Source organism: Hydrogenophaga sp., from assembly GCF_051858985.1.
In the GTDB taxonomy this organism is placed as follows: domain Bacteria; phylum Pseudomonadota; class Gammaproteobacteria; order Burkholderiales; family Burkholderiaceae_C; genus Hydrogenophaga.
In genome coordinates, this window is the sequence record NZ_JBHYGM010000001.1 from 382,725 (window position 1) to 397,221 (window position 14,497).

Here is a 14,497-nt window from a genome sequence, read left to right on the forward strand (position 1 = left end):
ATGAGCAGGCGTACGTTGGCGCACAGTCAATCCGAGCGTCGTTGTCAATGATGGTGAACCCGACTTCGGGCAATTTATAGGAACTCACATGAACCATCAATCCACCGCAAAACGCTTTACCACTGTGCCTGCCAAAGCTCTGTGCGCCGTTTCGCTGACTGTGCTCATGTCGCTATCGGCGCATGCCCAGTCCACGCCAGCCACAGGCCCAGCGACGATGCCCATGTCCGATATGCACAAAGGCGCCACAGGTGCACACGACATGAAAGGTTCCATGATGATGGGCATGGAGGAAATGCAAAAGATGCCCATGTCAGGCAATACCGACAAGGACTTCGCGATGATGATGAAAATTCATCACCAGCAAGCTTTGAACATGGCCGAGATGCAGCTCAAAACCGGCAAGTCACCCGAGATGAAGGCCATGGCAAAGCAGATCATCGTGGCGCAAAAGAAAGAGATTGCTCAGTTCGACAAGTGGCTTGCCAAGCAGAAGTGATCTGTATGGCAGGGGCAAAGCGGCGGTGCTGCTGACATACGCATAAGCGCTGGCTCAGGCACTCAACGAAGCGTCGGTCTTCAAGGCTGCAATCAGCGGGCATCGCACCTTGCCCCTGGATGCTCCGCAGAGTCGAATCAATCCCTCAAGCACTCCTTCAATCCGGTGCAGGTCCTCAAGCCTGCTCTTCACATCCGCGAGCTTGGTCTGTGCTTTGGTTCGGGCTTGGACACAGCTGGCGCCATCGTCGAGTTGCAGCAGCTCGGCTATCTCGTCCAGGCTGAATCCGAGGCGCTGCGCCGACTTGATGAAATGAAGGCGAGAACGGTCAGCTTCTGCGTAGCGGCGAATCCCGCCGGATGGGCGGAGCGGCTCAGGCATCAATCCCCTCCGCTGGTAGAAGCGAATGGTCTCCACATTGACTTCGGCTGCCTTGGCCAATCCGCCAATCGTCATGTTGGAGGCGGAAGGTGTGTGGATATCGCTCATGTCGCTTGACTCCGTACTTGGGTACGGCTTTAAGGTTATCTCATGCCAGCGCACTCCACCACCCCGAACACACCCATCTCCAGTCCCGCTACCGAACAGGGCGGCAAAGCCCTGCTGGCCGGTGGTCTTGCAGCCCTCTTTGCATCGGCCTGCTGCCTGGGCCCACTGGTGTTGATCCTGGTGGGCATCTCGGGCGCCTGGATCAGCCATCTCACGGCCTTGGAGCCCTATCAACCGCTGTTCATGGGTGTATCGCTGGCGGCGCTGTTCTTTGCGGCAAGAAGCATCTGGAGGCCAGCGGCTGCCTGCGAACCAGGTCAGGTGTGTGCGATTCCCCGCATCAACCGCATCTACAAACTGCTGTTCGGTGTCGTGGTGCTGCTGCTCACCACCGCAATGGCATTCCCGCTGATAGCTCACTGGTTCTATTGATGAAAGGCCTGGCTGTGAAACACATCTTGATTGCTGTCGGATTTGTGCTGAGTCCGCTTGCATGGGCAGCGCAGAGAACCGTCACTCTTTCCGTCCCCGGTATGTCCTGCGCCACCTGCCCGATCACGGTCAAGAAGGCGTTGACGAAACTGGTTGGCGTGGTCGACGTGGAGTCCAATCTCGGCAGGCGGGAGACCTCGGTGGTTTACGACGACACCCAGGTTTCATTGGACGCTCTGACCCGGGCGACCAAGGACGCTGGCTTCCCGTCAACCGTCACGGGAGTTGAGCCTTGACCGAAGTGCTCCTGACGTCGGTGTTGACCTGTCCTGAGTGTGGACAAGCAAGGACTGAAGTCATGCCCACCGATGCTTGCCAATGGTTCTATGAATGCGAAGACTGCCACGCTATTCTTCGGCCGAAGACGGGTGACTGCTGCGTGTTCTGCAGTTACGGAACGGTGCCATGTCCACCGATTCAAGGAGGAGACCAATCGGGTTGCAAGAAGGCCTGCTGACTTTGCGCTGACCAAGATGTAATGCGTTCGCAAGCTGCCGGTCATGGGTGCCTCGCTACATTGAATCTGTACTTCGTACCACATTGATTCAGTCGAACAATGTGATTTGTTCTTGAAGGAGAAACCCCATGATTCGCAAGCTCAGCATCCTCGTCATCTCAATGGCAGCATTGGCCCCGGCATTCGCGATGGACGCAGCCAGATCCGAGGCCAAGCAGGTCATCGCACTGCAGAACGGTGAAACGCTCTACGTCTTCAAAGACGGACTGATGGCCAAGGAAAGCAAGTTTGGAAGCGTGACTCACCTTAGCAAGGGTCAAGTCGTCCAGACCGTCGATGGCAAAAGCATCACGACGATGGGTAACGAAGTTGCGCGTCTGAGTTCCCTGTTGAACAAGGGGCACGGGAACTGACCTTCAGGCGATTTATCCAAACGGGGACGATCGAAAAGTCTCTGACCACGCAGCCCTCCCGCCGACATCGGTGCGAGGGCTGCTTTTTTTGGTCAGCGATCTGGACGCAGGTCGCACTGCAACCCCTTCGTCTGAGCAAAACGCCACTCAATTGCTACGGCCTGTAATCACGGAAGAAACCGGTCAAGTGGAGTTGGCCGAGGCTCGCAGAACCGACGCGTTATGGCTTGCCGCGCCGCAAACGCAGCGCATTGCCAATTACCGACACCGAGCTCAAGCTCATGGCCAGCGCGGCAATCAACGGCGACAGCAGCCACCCCGTCAGTGGATACAGCACGCCGGCCGCAATCGGAATGCCCAGCGCGTTGTACAAAAAAGCAAACACCAGGTTTTGCTTCATGTTGCCCACAGTCGCTTCGGACAGGGCGCGCGCAATCACGATTCCGCGCAGATCGCCCTTGACCAGCGTGATCTGTGCGCTGTTCATCGCCACGTCGGTCCCGGTGCCCATGGCCACACCCACATCGGCCTTGGCCAGTGCCGGTGCATCGTTGATGCCGTCGCCTGCCATGGCCACCACACGGCCTTCCTTTTGCAGCTTTTCCACCAACTGCAGTTTGTCGGCCGGCTTGACTTCGCCGTGCACCTCATCGATGCCCAAGCGGGCTGCAACAGCCTTGGCTGTGGTCAGTCCGTCCCCGGTTGCCATCACGATGCGCAGGCCGGAGGCCTTGAGCGTCGCCAAGGCCTCCGGCGTGCTTGCCTTGACCGGATCGGACACCGCCAACAGGCCCATCAGCTGTCCATCAACGGCCAGGTACATCACGCTGGCACCTTCTGCGCGCAGGGCCTCGGCCTGCGGCACCAGCGCACCAACCGCTACACCGATCTGCTCCATCAGCGTGGTGTTGCCCAGAGCCAGCTGACGACCTCCCACTTGCCCACGCACGCCAATGCCCGAGCCAGATTCAAAGTTCTCGGGTTTGTCCAAAGACATGCTGCGCTCGCGGGCGGCGCGCACGATGGTCTCGGCCAAAGGGTGTTCGCTGCCCTGGTCCAGGCTGGCGGCTAGGCGCAGCACCTCATCGGCGTCAAAGCCTGGCGCGGGAACGGCGCGCTCAAACGTGGGACGGCCTTCGGTAAGCGTTCCGGTCTTGTCGATGATGAGGGTGTCGATCTTGCGCATGTTCTCTATGGCCGCTGCGTCCCGGAACAACACGCCGTGTGTGGCGCCGCGACCGGTGGCGACCATGATGGACATGGGCGTGGCCAGGCCCAGCGCGCAAGGACAGGCAATGATCAGCACGGCCACCGCGTTGATCAGGCCGAACACCCAGCTTGGCTCGGGACCGAACAGACCCCAGCCAAAGAAGGTCAACAACGCAATGCCCACCACAGCGAGGACGAAGTAACCCGCCACCACATCGGCCATGCGTTGCATGGGCGCACGGGAACGCTGTGCCTGGGCCACCATCTGCACGATCTGCGACAGCATGGTGGACGCGCCGACGCGCTCAGATCGCATCACCAGCGCGCCACTGGTGTTCAGCGTGGCGCCGATCACCATGTCGCCCACGCGTTTGGTGACGGGCATCGGCTCGCCCGTGAGCATGGATTCATCGATCGAGCTGCCGCCCTCCGTCACCTCGCCGTCCACCGGTACTTTTTCGCCTGGGCGCACGCGCAGCAAGTCGCCTACATGCACATGGGTCAGTGGCACATCCTCTTCGGTGCCGTCTTCCCGGATGCGCCGGGCGGTCTTTGGCGCCAGACGAAGCAGCGACTTGATGGCCGCCGAGGTCTGAGAACGGGCCTTTAGTTCGAGCACCTGCCCCAGCAGCGTAAGCGAGATGATCACGGCGGCGGCTTCAAAGTAAACGGCCACGCGGCCCATGGAGATGAACGAGTCCGGGAACACCTGCGGGGCGACGGTGGCCACCACGCTGTAGACGAAAGCGGCGCCGGTGCCCAGGCCGATCAGGGTCCACATGTTCGGGCTGCGGTTCACCACCGACTGCGCGCCGCGCACAAAGAATGGCCACCCGGCCCAGAGCACGATGGGTACCGCCAGCACGAGTTCAATCCAGCTTTGGGTACCCATGTCGAACCACTGCAATCGGTGACCAAACATCGCGAGCACGAACACCACCCCCGTGAGCGGCAAGGTCCACCAAAAGCGGCGCTGGAAGTCGCGCAGTTCAGGGTTGTCATCGTCGTCAAGGTCGGGCAGCAAGGGCTCGAGCGTCATACCGCACTTGGGACAGTTCCCTGGATGGTCCTGGCGAATCTCCGGGTGCATCGGGCAGGTGTAGATCGCACCGGTCACAGCTGGACTGGTTTCTGCGGGTGGCTCGGGTGCGAGGTATTGCAGCGGGTTCGCAGCAAACTTGCCCTGGCACTTGGCACTGCAGAAATAGAAGGTCCGGCCCTCGTGGGTCAACATATGACCAGACTGCGCCGTGACGGTCATGCCACACACGGGATCCTTCAGGTCCGTTGGTGAGGCCGATTCCGACGGGGCACTGCTGCCGTGATGTTGGTGTGCATTCATGTTCGTCTGCCTATTTTTCGTCGTTGTGGGTACGCCCGGAGTCCTGTGAATGGCTGCCATGCCCCCCGTGGCCGTTCCCGTGCATCAAGTGCATCAGCGGACAAGCGAGCAGCAGCAGATAGGGCCAGTAACCCAGCACATGACCCCAGTGCTCTCGCAGCAAAAAGAAGCCGGCGATCAAGGCAACCGTGAGCAGCACCATGCCTGCAGGCCGGCGCCAGAACGTTGACCCGTTGGATTCGTCGTTGGCTGGGTTCATTGAATCGCTCCGCCAGGGTTGACTGCGAAAGTTGAGGGAGAACGTGTCACCCCTGGCGATCAATGCGCAGTTCCATCGCACCCGGTTGAGCGTTGATGGCTTGTCACTTGCTGACGGGCGCGGTGGCTGCACCCGGCATGCGCTGCATCATCATTTCCATCATGGTCTGCATCATGTCCATGCGCATCTCCATCATCTGATGGTGCTTGCCCATGTCCACGGGCATCTCCTTCATGCCGGACATACCTGGCATGCCTTCCTTGCCATGCATGCCGCCCGTTCCCTTCATGCCTTTCATCATCGCCATGCCTTCTTGCATGGTTTTCATGTGCTCGTTCATCAGGGCCTGCCGTTCGGCTGGGGTCTTGGCATTCATCATCTTGTCGCGCATGGCCTGCATGTCCTTCATGCCGTTTGGCATGGCAGCAGGTGCTGCAGAAGATGCCGCAGCCGCTTGATGGGCGTTGTGTTCGTCGGCTATGGCTACCGACATTGCGCCGGTTCCCGGTGCGCTTGGGTTTGCGCATGCCGTCAGCAAGAAGGCGGCAGAGATCGCGAAGATGGTGTGGAGAGTTTTCATGGTGGTGTTCTGTGAATGAATATGAGAGCCGCCTCATGCGGCGACAAGGTGGCGGAAGCTAAAAACGGGACGGGGGCCATCTGGCCAGACCAGAGTGCGGAAGCACTCTTCGCAATGGACTGCAATGCGGCCTACAACGTCAACCGATGCGGGCGGGCTGCGGTGGGCACAGTCAGATGCACGGGTCTGGTGGCCTGCACCCGGACTCGTGTGGCGATGGCCGAGGTCATGGATGGCCCCCATGCCTGGTGTGGCAAGCCCACCAACCCTGGACTGACATCGGCGATGGGCTGATCCACCTTGGTGACGGCCAGAGCGGCTTCATCACAAAACTTCAAGCATCCGGCATCGTCGGGATCGGATTGTTCGCCGTGATGGGTTTGGGCGACGGGTACATCCTGTGGCATCGCCGCGAACAAAGATTGACTACCGTTGTTCGATTCGTTCAAAAGGCATGCATTGGCCACACCTGCTCCCAACGCAAACAGCCACACCGCCAAAATCATCCAGGTGGCATGGCGCAGCGAGTGGCGATACAGGTGCATATCAGTCAGGTGAACAGAGGCAACGATCCAAGGCTAACCCTGGACGCTTGAGCAGCCTTGACGCAGATCAAGAAAGCAGGTCAAGGCAGGCTCCCACGTCGAAAGAGTGTGCGACTGGGCGCTACGTCGGTCGGTTCGTCACCGAACACACCGGCTCGCTGCCTTGGCAGTGACGGCTTGTCCTCTAAGTGAGCGTCATGGTGAACGTGCACGCCCCGCATCCAGGCCATGAGGTCGATCGGGCTGGAGGTGCCAGCGCTGGTTGCCTCTGCCTGAGCACGGGACTTCTTGAGCTGCGGCTTTTGATGAGGTTGGTGTTGGGTCAGGCTGCCGCGCGATAGCTTGTCCAGGATCGCGCAGTGAGGCAGTTCGTTGCCATGGCAGGCCTTCACCAAGACCGAGAGCCCGTCCATCATCTGTTCGATTTCACGCCGCTTCTCTTCCAGGTCCGCCAGGTGCCGTTGCGCCACGGCCTTCACCTCGCGGCTCGTGCGCTGTGAATCGCTCCACAGGCCGATGAGCTCGGCGATCTGGGCCACCGAAAACCCCAGATGGCGCGACTGCCGGACGAATCGCAGTACCGAGACTTCACGATCACCATACAGACGGTAACCCGCATCGCTGCGCTCTGCCTCAGGCAGCAGGCCGATCTGTTCATAGTGGCGAATCATCTTGGCGGAGACGCCTGCGGCGGCAGCCGCCTCGCCAATGTTCATCAGAGTGGTCATAGTGCGATCCGGGGTTTGAATGACTCCAACGGTCGAAGGATGTAGCTTGTCATGGTGGGAAGGTCAAGGCCCTCACCGGGAGAGCCCTGAGGAGCGGGGTTCAAAGGGTTGGATAGCCAGCGTCAGCCAGCGCTTCGACCAGAACATCGCGGTCTTCACCGCTTTTCACGGTGATCAAACGCCGCGGCAGATCGACCTGGATCTCGCATGCTGGATCAACCAGTTTCAGGGTGACGTTCACCTTGGAAGCGCAGTGGCCGCAGGTCATGTCGGGGAGGTGGAATTCGTGCATGGATGACTCCGTAAGAGGGTTGAGGGAACCCGCACTGTGGGTATTGCCACGGTGGCAATGTCAAGTCGCATCTGCCGTTGCGCTTGCCACCGTGGCAAGGCCAACCATTCGCTCCACCCTCAACCCTTGGAGTGCCTCATGAACACCGCCACCTTGTCGCTCATCGAGCATCAGTTTCCCATCGAAGGCATGACCTGCGCCTCGTGCGTCGGCCGCGTCGAAAGAGCCTTGAAGGCCGCTGCTGGCGTGAAGGAGGTCAGCGTCAACCTGACCACCGAACGGGCCACGGTGAACGCGGCCTCTTCCACGCTGGCTGCCAGCCTGGTGGCTGCGGTGCAAAAGGCCGGTTACAGCGTGGGCGAAGAAACCAGTGCGGAGCCGGGTGCCGAGCCCGCAAAACGCAAGGGCGAACCCTGGTGGCCGGTGGCGCTGGCCGCTGCGCTGTCGCTGCCTTTGGTGCTGCCCATGTTCGCCATGCTCTTGGGCAGCGATTGGACGATCAATGGCTGGTTGCAGCTCGCATTGGCCACACCCGTTCAATTCTGGCTGGGTGCGCGCTTCTACCGCGCGGGCTGGAAGGCGGTGCGTGCCGGCGCTGGCAACATGGACCTGCTGGTGGCGCTGGGCACCAGCGCCGGATACGGCCTGAGCGTGTATCTGCTGTTCAAGCACGCCGAACACGGCATGCCGCACCTGTACTTCGAGGCTTCGGCGGTGATCATCACGCTGGTGCTGCTGGGCAAATGGCTGGAGTCGCGCGCCAAACGCCAGACCACGGCCGCCATCGCCGCCCTCAACGCCCTCAAGCCCGAGGTGGCGCGGGTGCGCATGCCTTATGGCGACGTGGACGTCGCCATTTCGCAGGTGAAGGTGGGTGACACCGTGGTGATTCGCCCGGGTGAGCGCGTTCCGGTGGACGGTGTCATCACCATCGGCTCCAGCCAGGTGGACGAATCGCTGATCACGGGCGAGAGTCTGCCGGTGGCCAAACACGCGGGCGACAAGGTCACCGGCGGTGCTGTCAACGCCGAAGGACTGCTGCTGGTGGAGACCACTGCGGTGGGTGCCGAGTCAACGCTCTCGCGCATTGTGCGCATGGTCGAATCGGCGCAGGCGAAGAAAGCCCCGATCCAGCGAATCGTGGACCAGGTGAGCGCCATCTTTGTGCCGGTGGTGCTGCTGATCGCCGCACTCACCCTGCTGGGCTGGGGCCTGACCACCGGAAACTGGGAGCAGGCCATTTTGAACGCGGTGGCGGTGCTGGTGATCGCCTGTCCTTGTGCACTGGGCCTGGCGACACCGACTGCCATCATGGCGGGCACCGGGGTGGCCGCTCGCCAGGGCATCCTGATCAAGGATGCCGAAGCGCTGGAGGTCGCGCACCGCATTGACACCGTCGCGTTCGACAAGACGGGCACGCTCACCGAAGGCAAGCCGACGCTGGTCGCGGCGGTGCCGGCCCCCGGCCACGACGATGAGTTGCTGTCCTGGAGTGCCGCGATCCAGGCGGGTAGCGAGCACCCGCTGGCACGCGCAGTGATGAACGCCGCTGAAGAGGCCGGCCTTGAGCTGCTCTCAGCCGCCAAGGTGAGCGCCGTGCCGGGACGCGGCATGTCGGCCGAGGTGCAGGGTCGTGCATTGCGTCTGGGCAGTCCGCGATACATGCAGGAACTGGGCGTGGACACTTCGGCACTGGCCGGACCCGCCCGCCAGCTCGAAGACGAAGGACGCACGGTCTCATGGCTCGCCGACGTGACGCAAGCACCTGTTCTGGTGGGCATGCTGGCTTTTGGCGATGCGCCCAAGGCCAGCGCCATCATCGCCATTCGGAGCCTGCAAGCTCTGGGCATTCGCACGGTGATGGTCACTGGCGACAACCTGGGAAGCGCGATGGCCGTCGGGAGTGCTCTGGGCATTGACCAGATCGAAGCCCAGGTGTTGCCGGCAGACAAGGCAGCCATCGTGAACCAGCTCAAGGGAGGAGGCCGCTCTGTGGCCATGGTGGGCGACGGCATCAACGATGCCCCTGCGCTGGCCTCGGCCGACGTGGGCATTGCCATGTCCACTGGCACCGACGTGGCCATGCACGCCGCCGGGATCACCCTGATGCGGGGCGACCCCGCGCTGGTGGCCGACGCGATCGACATCTCGCGCCGCACCTACCGCAAGATCCGCCAGAACCTGTTCTGGGCCTTCGCCTACAACGTGATCGGCATCCCGCTGGCGGTGGCCGGTCTGCTCAACCCAGTGGTGGCGGGTGCTGCCATGGCGCTGAGCAGCGTGAGTGTGGTGAGCAACGCGCTGCTGCTGCGGGGTTGGAAACGCCGAGGGTAAGTCCTGAAGCGTGTTCGAAGTGGGCGCTGTAACAAAAGTCGCAGCGCCCTGCATTCACTTCATTTGCTTGATGTCGGTGTAGTCACCGCGCGTGCGCAGGATGACCTTGACGTTGGCCTGGCCCCGGTTGCGCCAGTACCAGCCGTGGTTGCCCGTGAATGCCGCTTCCAGCACGCCTTTATCGGCCGCAACCCCACGGCCTTTTTCGTAGCTGATCGATTTGCCCGATGCATCTCAGTGCGTGTCGAAGTTCACCTCTCCACCTTCGACCACCCACGAATACTCGGCTTTGGCACCCTGGACCATCTTCAGCTTGATCTCAGTGCCCTCTCCAGGCGTCAAGGTGCGGGCACTTCGTCGCGCCAATCAATCTTGGGGGCTGCGGCAGCTACTGGCGCTGGTGCGGGTGCTGGAGTCGAAGGCTGGGCAGCGCCGGCCGTGGCTATGCCATCGGCGCCGTCTGCCTGCGCGGGAGATGCTGGAACAGCAGCAGCGTCGGCAGCAGCTTCTGCCGCCAGTTGCTGCTTGATCTCGCCCATCTCGGTCATGCGCAAGACGCGGCCGATGTCGGTGGGATCGACGCCGTATTCGGCTGGCAGCACGACGGCTACCAGAAGAACAATTGCAGCCACGGCGGCGAGGATGTTGGTGTGGTGGTTAGGGGAGCTGCTTGAGCTCGGGTTGAAGGCGAGGCTCCTGCGGATCTGAAGCAGCCTCACTGCTTCTTCATATCGCCGTGCCCAGCATGGCCAGCCATGGCGTCCTTGCCGTGATCGGCGAGTTGGGCGTCAAACTATTCGTGCAGCGCATACACGAGGTCGAGATCACCTGCGCATCGGGTCCGGTCTGAAGTCCGTGGTAACCGAACTGGCCGTGACCCACTAGGCGCTTTACCCCACTTTTGCCACGCTGAAAAAAGACGGCGTGGTGTTCCGAGAGACAGGGTTCATCGCACTGGCGCGCGACCAAAGGCGCTGAGAACCAACGTGCGCTGTCCAATGCGTCGCCATGCGCGAGAAATCGCCGTCAAGTGCTGCGCCCTCGCACCAAAGTCACGAGGCAATCGCTCATGCTCACGGCGACTACCGAAGGCGCTCCACCTCTCTCTTGACCAGCTCGAAGAGCTGATCCGGATCGGTCGAAGACAGCGGCTTACCGTTGACGAAGAAGGTCGGGGTGGCTCGAACCCCGATCGCCTTCAGATCCACGACGTCTTGCGCCAGCAAGGCATCCACCGAACCAGCGGCGATATACTGGCGTGCCTGCTCCACGTCCAGGCCGACCGATTGCGCAATGGCCCACGCTCGCAAGGAGGCGTTCGTGCGTTGACCCGTCCACGCCCGCTGCCCGTCCAGCAAGGCGTCAAGCACAGGTTCAAATTTCCGCTGTGCACGCGCTGCTTCAAGAATCCTCACCGCTTCCACAGACGCCTCCCTATGAAACGGCGTGTACCGAATCACCAAGCGCGTCTCACGCGGAAACGCCGCCAGGATCTGTTTCACGCGAGGATGGAAGGCCTTGCACGCCTCACAGGCGGGATCGAAGAACTCGACGATGGTGACCGGCGCATCCTCGGCACCAATGATCGGCGAGTGCGGTCGCACCATCGCGCCGGCCTGCTCTGAAGCCTGCAACGCCGCAAGCTGCAGCGTGTGTCGCTGATAAAGAAAGACGGCGGCAGCAAACACCGCGAGGGCGGCCAGCGCCGAGAGGAAAACAATGTGGCGGCGGGTCATGCAGTGGCACCCAACGCGTTTGATACCGACGCTCGGTGAGAGACAGACGCATTGGCTTCTTTCATGGTCAGCAGGCCCTCTTGTTTCATGCTCGGGGTTGGTACGCAATGATCGCCATGCCCGCCAGCGTGACCGCCACGCCCACCCCATCCCAGATCGACGGGCGAACGCCATCGACCGACCAGAGCCATGCCAGCGCAACCGCCACATAGACCCCGCCGTAGGCCGCGTATACCCGCCCCGAGGGCGCGGCGTGGAGGGTCAGCAGCCAGGCGAAGGTGGCCAGGCTCACGGCCGCTGCGGGCAACAACAGCCAGCCCGACCCCTGACCGCGCAGCCACAACAACGGCAAGTAGCAACCCACGATCTCGGCGATGGCGGTGGCCAGGTAGAGCAGCAGTGTTTTCATACCGGCAACGGGTAGTCAGGCGTCCATGGATTTCAGCAGGGCCAGGATGTATTGGGCGATCACGGCGGGCTCGGTCCCGTAACTCGAAAACAGGCGCACGGCTCCGTTGGTGTCGAACACGTACTTACCCGCCGAATGGTCCATCGTGTACGAGGTGGGTGTCGAGCCCTCGGCTTTTCGGTAGTAGATCTTGAAGCTGTCAGCGACGGCCTTGAGCTCGGTCGGTTCAGGGCGCAGCGCCAGAAAGCTCGGGTCGAAGTTGGTCATGTACTCCTTGAGTAAGGGCAACGTATCGCGCTCCGGGTCCACTGTGATGAAGAGCACCTGCAACTGCTTGCCTTGATCGCCCATGAGGCGTTTTACCTCGGCCAGGGTGGTCATGGAGGTGGGGCACACATCGGGGCACTGCGTGAAGCCGAAAAACACCACCACAGCCTTACCGCGGAAATCGGCCATGGTGCGCACCTGCCCGGTGTGGTCGGTGAGCTTTAGGTCCTGTGCAAAAGCAGCCCCTGTGATGTCGGTGCTCTTGAAGGTGGGCGCCTGGGGCGAACAGCCCGCCAGGAGACCACCTGACGCAAACCACGAAGCGCTCAACACCAACACCTTGCGTCGGTTGAAAGGACGTACGGGAGCCATCTCTCTCATTTCTTCACCTTGGCCACTTCTTCTGCTACCAGTGCGGCAAGCTGATCGGGCCCGAAACTGGACAGGCTGCGGCCGTTGACGAAGAAGGTGGGCGTCTTGGTGACTTGCAGCGCGGTAAGGTCTTCTATGTCCTGCTGCAGGACTGCCTGCATACCGGGTTTTTCCATGTCCTGCCGCGCCTTGACGAGGTCCAGCCCGGCCTGCTCGGCTACCTTGAATGCGGTCTCGATGCTGGGTTGACCGTGGTCGGCCCAGGCGGGCTGCGCGGCCAACAACGATTCCAGCACCGGCTGGTACTTGGCCTGGCTCTTGGCCGACTCCAGCAGCTTGACCACCACGTCCGAACCCTGGTGAAACGGCGCGTACCGGATCACGAGCCGCACGTCGTTGGGGTACTGGGCCATGAGGTTCTTGACGATGGGATAAAACGCGCGGCAGGTCTCGCAGGCGGGGTCAAAGAACTCGACGATGGTGACGGGTGCGTTCTGCGGGCCGAACACCGGTGAGTGCATGCGCACCAGGCGGGTCTGCTCGGCCTTGACCTGCACGTCCTGCGCGGTCTGCACCCGCGATTGATAGGCGTTCATGCCCAGGTAGAAGAACAAGGCAACGATGGCCACCAGGCCGATGACGGTGAATTTTTTGGCGTTCATGAACGGGACTTTCTCAAATAGACAAAAAGCAGGAAGGCGATGGCGATGAAGGCCAGGAGAGACAACCAGGGAATCTGGATGCCGTTCAGGATCTCTAGGCTCTGTTCGCTGCACGAAGGCCCGGCGCCGCAGGGCACCCACCACTGGGGCACCCACCCAGCGATCAGCGCGGTGTGGTAGCCCGCGATGGCGGCACCACCCAAGGCCAGCGGCAACGCGTACACCGCACCGCGGCGGTCTTCGGCGAACGCGGCCATGCCCAGGATGATGGCCAACGGGAACATGCAGATGCGCTGATACCAGCAGAGCAGACAGGGCGTCATGCCCATGACTTCACCGATAAAAAGCGCCCCGAGAGTGGACGCAAGAGCGAAGGCCCAGGCGCCCAGGATCCAGAACCATCCACGCTTCATGAAGGAAGCTCCTCAGGGGTTTTGCGGGTCGGTTGGCGCGGTGGCGCTTTCAATGAAGCAAGGCACCAGGTCAGCGCGGCGCAGACGATGAAGACATCGGCGAGATTGAAGGCCGGCCAATGGATGTTGCGCCAGTGAAAGTCGAGGAAATCCACCACAGCGCCGATCTGGACGCGGTCCACGAGGTTGCCGCCACCACCGCCAGCCACAAAGGCGCCCAGCCAGCGGTCCATCGGTTCGGCTTGCCGCGCGAGGCTTACCACTGAAACGAAGCCCACCACCAGCACCGAAACGCCGATGAAAAACCAGCGTTGCCAGCCACCGGCATCCGCCAAAAACGAGAATGCCGCACCTGCGTTGAGCACATGCACGAAGTTGAACCAGTCGGTGACCCGAACCGCTTCACCCAGTTCGAGGATGGTGGAGAAATACGATTTGCTGAGTTGATCAACAAACAAGAGAGCCGCGACGGCAGCAAGCCAAGTCCATCGCGGGTTTCGCTGGGTCCAGCGAGTATTCATGAGAGAGTCCTTCCAAAACGATCCGGGGATGACCACCGCATGAGGTGATGGCCACTTGATGCCAGCGGATCGGGGAAGAGGTGCCTGTCAGCGCATCAGGCGAAAACGTTCATCCCCGAGCCTTGCGGGGCGGACCATTGGGGCCTGTAGGGTTGCTCGTGCCAGGGCAACAAGACAAGTTCAACGAGGTGCTCACCTCGCTCGATGCCAGCTGGGTCCACAACGGTCTCGGTCGTTGCCATCACGGCGGCCGTGCAGTTGGCGTGACAGGTGCCACAGTCAAGATCGAACCCAAAAACGTCGGAGCCCATGCCGTCCGTGCCGGAAATCACCGGCTGGTGGATGGGCTGGTGGTGATTGGTTGGAGATTGCTCGAAGGCCGCCCCATGGCCGCAGCAGTCAGCATCCGCTGCGGCAGAGAACTGCAACGGCAGCAGTGTGAGCATCAAAAGAGCCAAGAACAGACGCATAGTTGAAT

Annotated in this window: 21 protein-coding genes; 6 read left to right on the forward strand and 15 right to left on the reverse strand. The window is 61.5% G+C overall.

Annotated features, from left to right (window positions below):
* Nucleotides 1-88 precede the first annotated feature (88 nt).
* The gene (locus ACTIEY_RS01805; protein ID WP_236574261.1) at nt 89-499 is read left to right on the forward strand and encodes a DUF305 domain-containing protein; all 411 of its coding nucleotides are present in this window, start codon (nt 89-91) and stop codon (nt 497-499) included.
* A 54-nt stretch (nt 500-553) separates the two neighbouring features.
* On the opposite strand, the gene merR is transcribed toward ACTIEY_RS01805, so the two are convergent.
* Nucleotides 554-988, reverse strand: coding sequence for an Hg(II)-responsive transcriptional regulator (gene merR / locus ACTIEY_RS01810; RefSeq protein WP_201450010.1), 435 nt, complete (start codon nt 986-988; stop codon nt 554-556).
* A 42-nt stretch (nt 989-1,030) separates the two neighbouring features.
* Between merR and merT the strand changes: the two genes are divergently transcribed.
* The 4 genes from merT (at nt 1,031) to ACTIEY_RS01830 (ending at nt 2,350) form a co-directional block, all read left to right on the forward strand.
* On the forward strand, nt 1,031-1,420 hold the full coding sequence (gene merT / locus ACTIEY_RS01815) for a mercuric ion transporter MerT (protein ID WP_159604213.1): 390 nt from the start codon (nt 1,031-1,033) through the stop codon (nt 1,418-1,420).
* Nucleotides 1,421-1,434: 14 nt separating this feature from the next.
* Nucleotides 1,435-1,716 (forward strand): mercury resistance system periplasmic binding protein MerP, encoded by a 282-nt coding sequence (gene merP / locus ACTIEY_RS01820; RefSeq protein ID WP_236574262.1) that lies wholly within the window; start codon nt 1,435-1,437, stop codon nt 1,714-1,716.
* The gene (locus ACTIEY_RS01825; protein ID WP_159604217.1) at nt 1,713-1,937 is read left to right on the forward strand and encodes a GDCCVxC domain-containing (seleno)protein; all 225 of its coding nucleotides are present in this window, start codon (nt 1,713-1,715) and stop codon (nt 1,935-1,937) included. The genes merP and ACTIEY_RS01825 overlap by 4 nt, the downstream gene beginning before the upstream one ends.
* A gap of 128 nt (nt 1,938-2,065) precedes the next feature.
* Entirely contained in the window at nt 2,066-2,350 is a 285-nt protein-coding gene (locus tag ACTIEY_RS01830; protein WP_159604219.1) for a CopK family periplasmic copper-binding protein, read from the forward strand.
* Nucleotides 2,351-2,570: 220 nt separating this feature from the next.
* Here the strand turns inward: ACTIEY_RS01830 and ACTIEY_RS01835 are convergent, their stop codons facing one another.
* From ACTIEY_RS01835 to ACTIEY_RS01860, 6 genes are all read right to left on the reverse strand, one after another.
* Nucleotides 2,571-4,901 carry a heavy metal translocating P-type ATPase gene (locus tag ACTIEY_RS01835; protein ID WP_159604221.1) on the reverse strand — a complete coding sequence of 777 codons (2,331 nt, stop codon included), beginning with the start codon at nt 4,899-4,901 and terminating at the stop codon, nt 2,571-2,573.
* 10 nt (nt 4,902-4,911) lie between these two features.
* Nucleotides 4,912-5,160: a DUF2933 domain-containing protein gene (locus ACTIEY_RS01840; RefSeq protein WP_159604223.1), complete on the reverse strand. Its 249-nt coding sequence runs from the start codon at nt 5,158-5,160 to the stop codon at nt 4,912-4,914.
* A 103-nt stretch (nt 5,161-5,263) separates the two neighbouring features.
* Nucleotides 5,264-5,740 carry a hypothetical protein gene (locus tag ACTIEY_RS01845; protein ID WP_159604225.1) on the reverse strand — a complete coding sequence of 159 codons (477 nt, stop codon included), beginning with the start codon at nt 5,738-5,740 and terminating at the stop codon, nt 5,264-5,266.
* A gap of 131 nt (nt 5,741-5,871) precedes the next feature.
* Nucleotides 5,872-6,285 (reverse strand): hypothetical protein, encoded by a 414-nt coding sequence (locus tag ACTIEY_RS01850; RefSeq protein ID WP_159604227.1) that lies wholly within the window; start codon nt 6,283-6,285, stop codon nt 5,872-5,874.
* 80 nt (nt 6,286-6,365) lie between these two features.
* Entirely contained in the window at nt 6,366-7,013 is a 648-nt protein-coding gene (locus ACTIEY_RS01855) for a MerR family DNA-binding protein (protein WP_328793965.1), read from the reverse strand.
* 100 nt (nt 7,014-7,113) lie between these two features.
* Nucleotides 7,114-7,305 (reverse strand): heavy-metal-associated domain-containing protein, encoded by a 192-nt coding sequence (locus tag ACTIEY_RS01860; RefSeq protein ID WP_137922110.1) that lies wholly within the window; start codon nt 7,303-7,305, stop codon nt 7,114-7,116.
* 138 nt (nt 7,306-7,443) lie between these two features.
* Between ACTIEY_RS01860 and ACTIEY_RS01865 the strand changes: the two genes are divergently transcribed.
* Entirely contained in the window at nt 7,444-9,639 is a 2,196-nt protein-coding gene (locus tag ACTIEY_RS01865; protein ID WP_439517421.1) for a heavy metal translocating P-type ATPase, read from the forward strand.
* 338 nt (nt 9,640-9,977) lie between these two features.
* On the opposite strand, the gene ACTIEY_RS01870 is transcribed toward ACTIEY_RS01865, so the two are convergent.
* The 8 genes from ACTIEY_RS01870 to ACTIEY_RS01905 all read right to left on the reverse strand — a co-directional run bounded on the left by ACTIEY_RS01870 (nt 9,978) and on the right by ACTIEY_RS01905 (nt 14,489).
* Nucleotides 9,978-10,271: a hypothetical protein gene (locus ACTIEY_RS01870; protein ID WP_439517422.1), complete on the reverse strand. Its 294-nt coding sequence runs from the start codon at nt 10,269-10,271 to the stop codon at nt 9,978-9,980.
* Nucleotides 10,272-10,721: 450 nt separating this feature from the next.
* Entirely contained in the window at nt 10,722-11,375 is a 654-nt protein-coding gene (locus ACTIEY_RS01875; RefSeq protein ID WP_137922108.1) for a DsbA family protein, read from the reverse strand.
* Nucleotides 11,376-11,460: 85 nt separating this feature from the next.
* Entirely contained in the window at nt 11,461-11,784 is a 324-nt protein-coding gene (locus ACTIEY_RS01880; protein WP_137922107.1) for a YnfA family protein, read from the reverse strand.
* 15 nt (nt 11,785-11,799) lie between these two features.
* On the reverse strand, nt 11,800-12,432 hold the full coding sequence (locus ACTIEY_RS01885; RefSeq protein WP_159604231.1) for an SCO family protein: 633 nt from the start codon (nt 12,430-12,432) through the stop codon (nt 11,800-11,802).
* On the reverse strand, nt 12,429-13,085 hold the full coding sequence (locus ACTIEY_RS01890) for a DsbA family protein (RefSeq protein ID WP_137922105.1): 657 nt from the start codon (nt 13,083-13,085) through the stop codon (nt 12,429-12,431). Before ACTIEY_RS01890 ends, ACTIEY_RS01885 begins: the two co-directional genes overlap by 4 nt.
* Nucleotides 13,082-13,498 carry a disulfide bond formation protein B gene (locus ACTIEY_RS01895; RefSeq protein ID WP_137922104.1) on the reverse strand — a complete coding sequence of 139 codons (417 nt, stop codon included), beginning with the start codon at nt 13,496-13,498 and terminating at the stop codon, nt 13,082-13,084. Before ACTIEY_RS01895 ends, ACTIEY_RS01890 begins: the two co-directional genes overlap by 4 nt.
* Nucleotides 13,495-14,019, reverse strand: coding sequence for a signal peptidase II (lspA, locus tag ACTIEY_RS01900; protein WP_137922103.1), 525 nt, complete (start codon nt 14,017-14,019; stop codon nt 13,495-13,497). Before lspA ends, ACTIEY_RS01895 begins: the two co-directional genes overlap by 4 nt.
* A gap of 95 nt (nt 14,020-14,114) precedes the next feature.
* Nucleotides 14,115-14,489, reverse strand: coding sequence for a hypothetical protein (locus tag ACTIEY_RS01905; RefSeq protein ID WP_137922102.1), 375 nt, complete (start codon nt 14,487-14,489; stop codon nt 14,115-14,117).
* Nucleotides 14,490-14,497 lie beyond the last annotated feature (8 nt).

What these genes read in the sequence shown, in the direction of transcription:
- ACTIEY_RS01865 (WP_439517421.1), top strand. Translation starts at nt 7,444, where the DNA reads ATGAACACCGCCACCTTGTCGCTCATCGAGCATCAGTTTCCCATCGAA.
- ACTIEY_RS01805 (WP_236574261.1), top strand. Translation starts at nt 89, where the DNA reads ATGAACCATCAATCCACCGCAAAACGCTTTACCACTGTGCCTGCCAAA.
- ACTIEY_RS01830 (WP_159604219.1), top strand. Translation starts at nt 2,066, where the DNA reads ATGATTCGCAAGCTCAGCATCCTCGTCATCTCAATGGCAGCATTGGCC.
- ACTIEY_RS01905 (WP_137922102.1), bottom strand. Translation starts at nt 14,489, where the DNA reads ATGCGTCTGTTCTTGGCTCTTTTGATGCTCACACTGCTGCCGTTGCAG.
- merR (WP_201450010.1), bottom strand. Translation starts at nt 988, where the DNA reads ATGAGCGATATCCACACACCTTCCGCCTCCAACATGACGATTGGCGGA.
- ACTIEY_RS01850 (WP_159604227.1), bottom strand. Translation starts at nt 6,285, where the DNA reads ATGCACCTGTATCGCCACTCGCTGCGCCATGCCACCTGGATGATTTTG.
- lspA (WP_137922103.1), bottom strand. Translation starts at nt 14,019, where the DNA reads ATGAATACTCGCTGGACCCAGCGAAACCCGCGATGGACTTGGCTTGCT.
- ACTIEY_RS01895 (WP_137922104.1), bottom strand. Translation starts at nt 13,498, where the DNA reads ATGAAGCGTGGATGGTTCTGGATCCTGGGCGCCTGGGCCTTCGCTCTT.
- ACTIEY_RS01875 (WP_137922108.1), bottom strand. Translation starts at nt 11,375, where the DNA reads ATGACCCGCCGCCACATTGTTTTCCTCTCGGCGCTGGCCGCCCTCGCG.
- ACTIEY_RS01880 (WP_137922107.1), bottom strand. Translation starts at nt 11,784, where the DNA reads ATGAAAACACTGCTGCTCTACCTGGCCACCGCCATCGCCGAGATCGTG.
- ACTIEY_RS01885 (WP_159604231.1), bottom strand. Translation starts at nt 12,432, where the DNA reads ATGAGAGAGATGGCTCCCGTACGTCCTTTCAACCGACGCAAGGTGTTG.
- ACTIEY_RS01855 (WP_328793965.1), bottom strand. Translation starts at nt 7,013, where the DNA reads ATGACCACTCTGATGAACATTGGCGAGGCGGCTGCCGCCGCAGGCGTC.
- ACTIEY_RS01890 (WP_137922105.1), bottom strand. Translation starts at nt 13,085, where the DNA reads ATGAACGCCAAAAAATTCACCGTCATCGGCCTGGTGGCCATCGTTGCC.
- ACTIEY_RS01845 (WP_159604225.1), bottom strand. Translation starts at nt 5,740, where the DNA reads ATGAAAACTCTCCACACCATCTTCGCGATCTCTGCCGCCTTCTTGCTG.
- ACTIEY_RS01860 (WP_137922110.1), bottom strand. Translation starts at nt 7,305, where the DNA reads ATGCACGAATTCCACCTCCCCGACATGACCTGCGGCCACTGCGCTTCC.
- ACTIEY_RS01840 (WP_159604223.1), bottom strand. Translation starts at nt 5,160, where the DNA reads ATGAACCCAGCCAACGACGAATCCAACGGGTCAACGTTCTGGCGCCGG.
- ACTIEY_RS01835 (WP_159604221.1), bottom strand. Translation starts at nt 4,901, where the DNA reads ATGAATGCACACCAACATCACGGCAGCAGTGCCCCGTCGGAATCGGCC.
- merT (WP_159604213.1), top strand. Translation starts at nt 1,031, where the DNA reads ATGCCAGCGCACTCCACCACCCCGAACACACCCATCTCCAGTCCCGCT.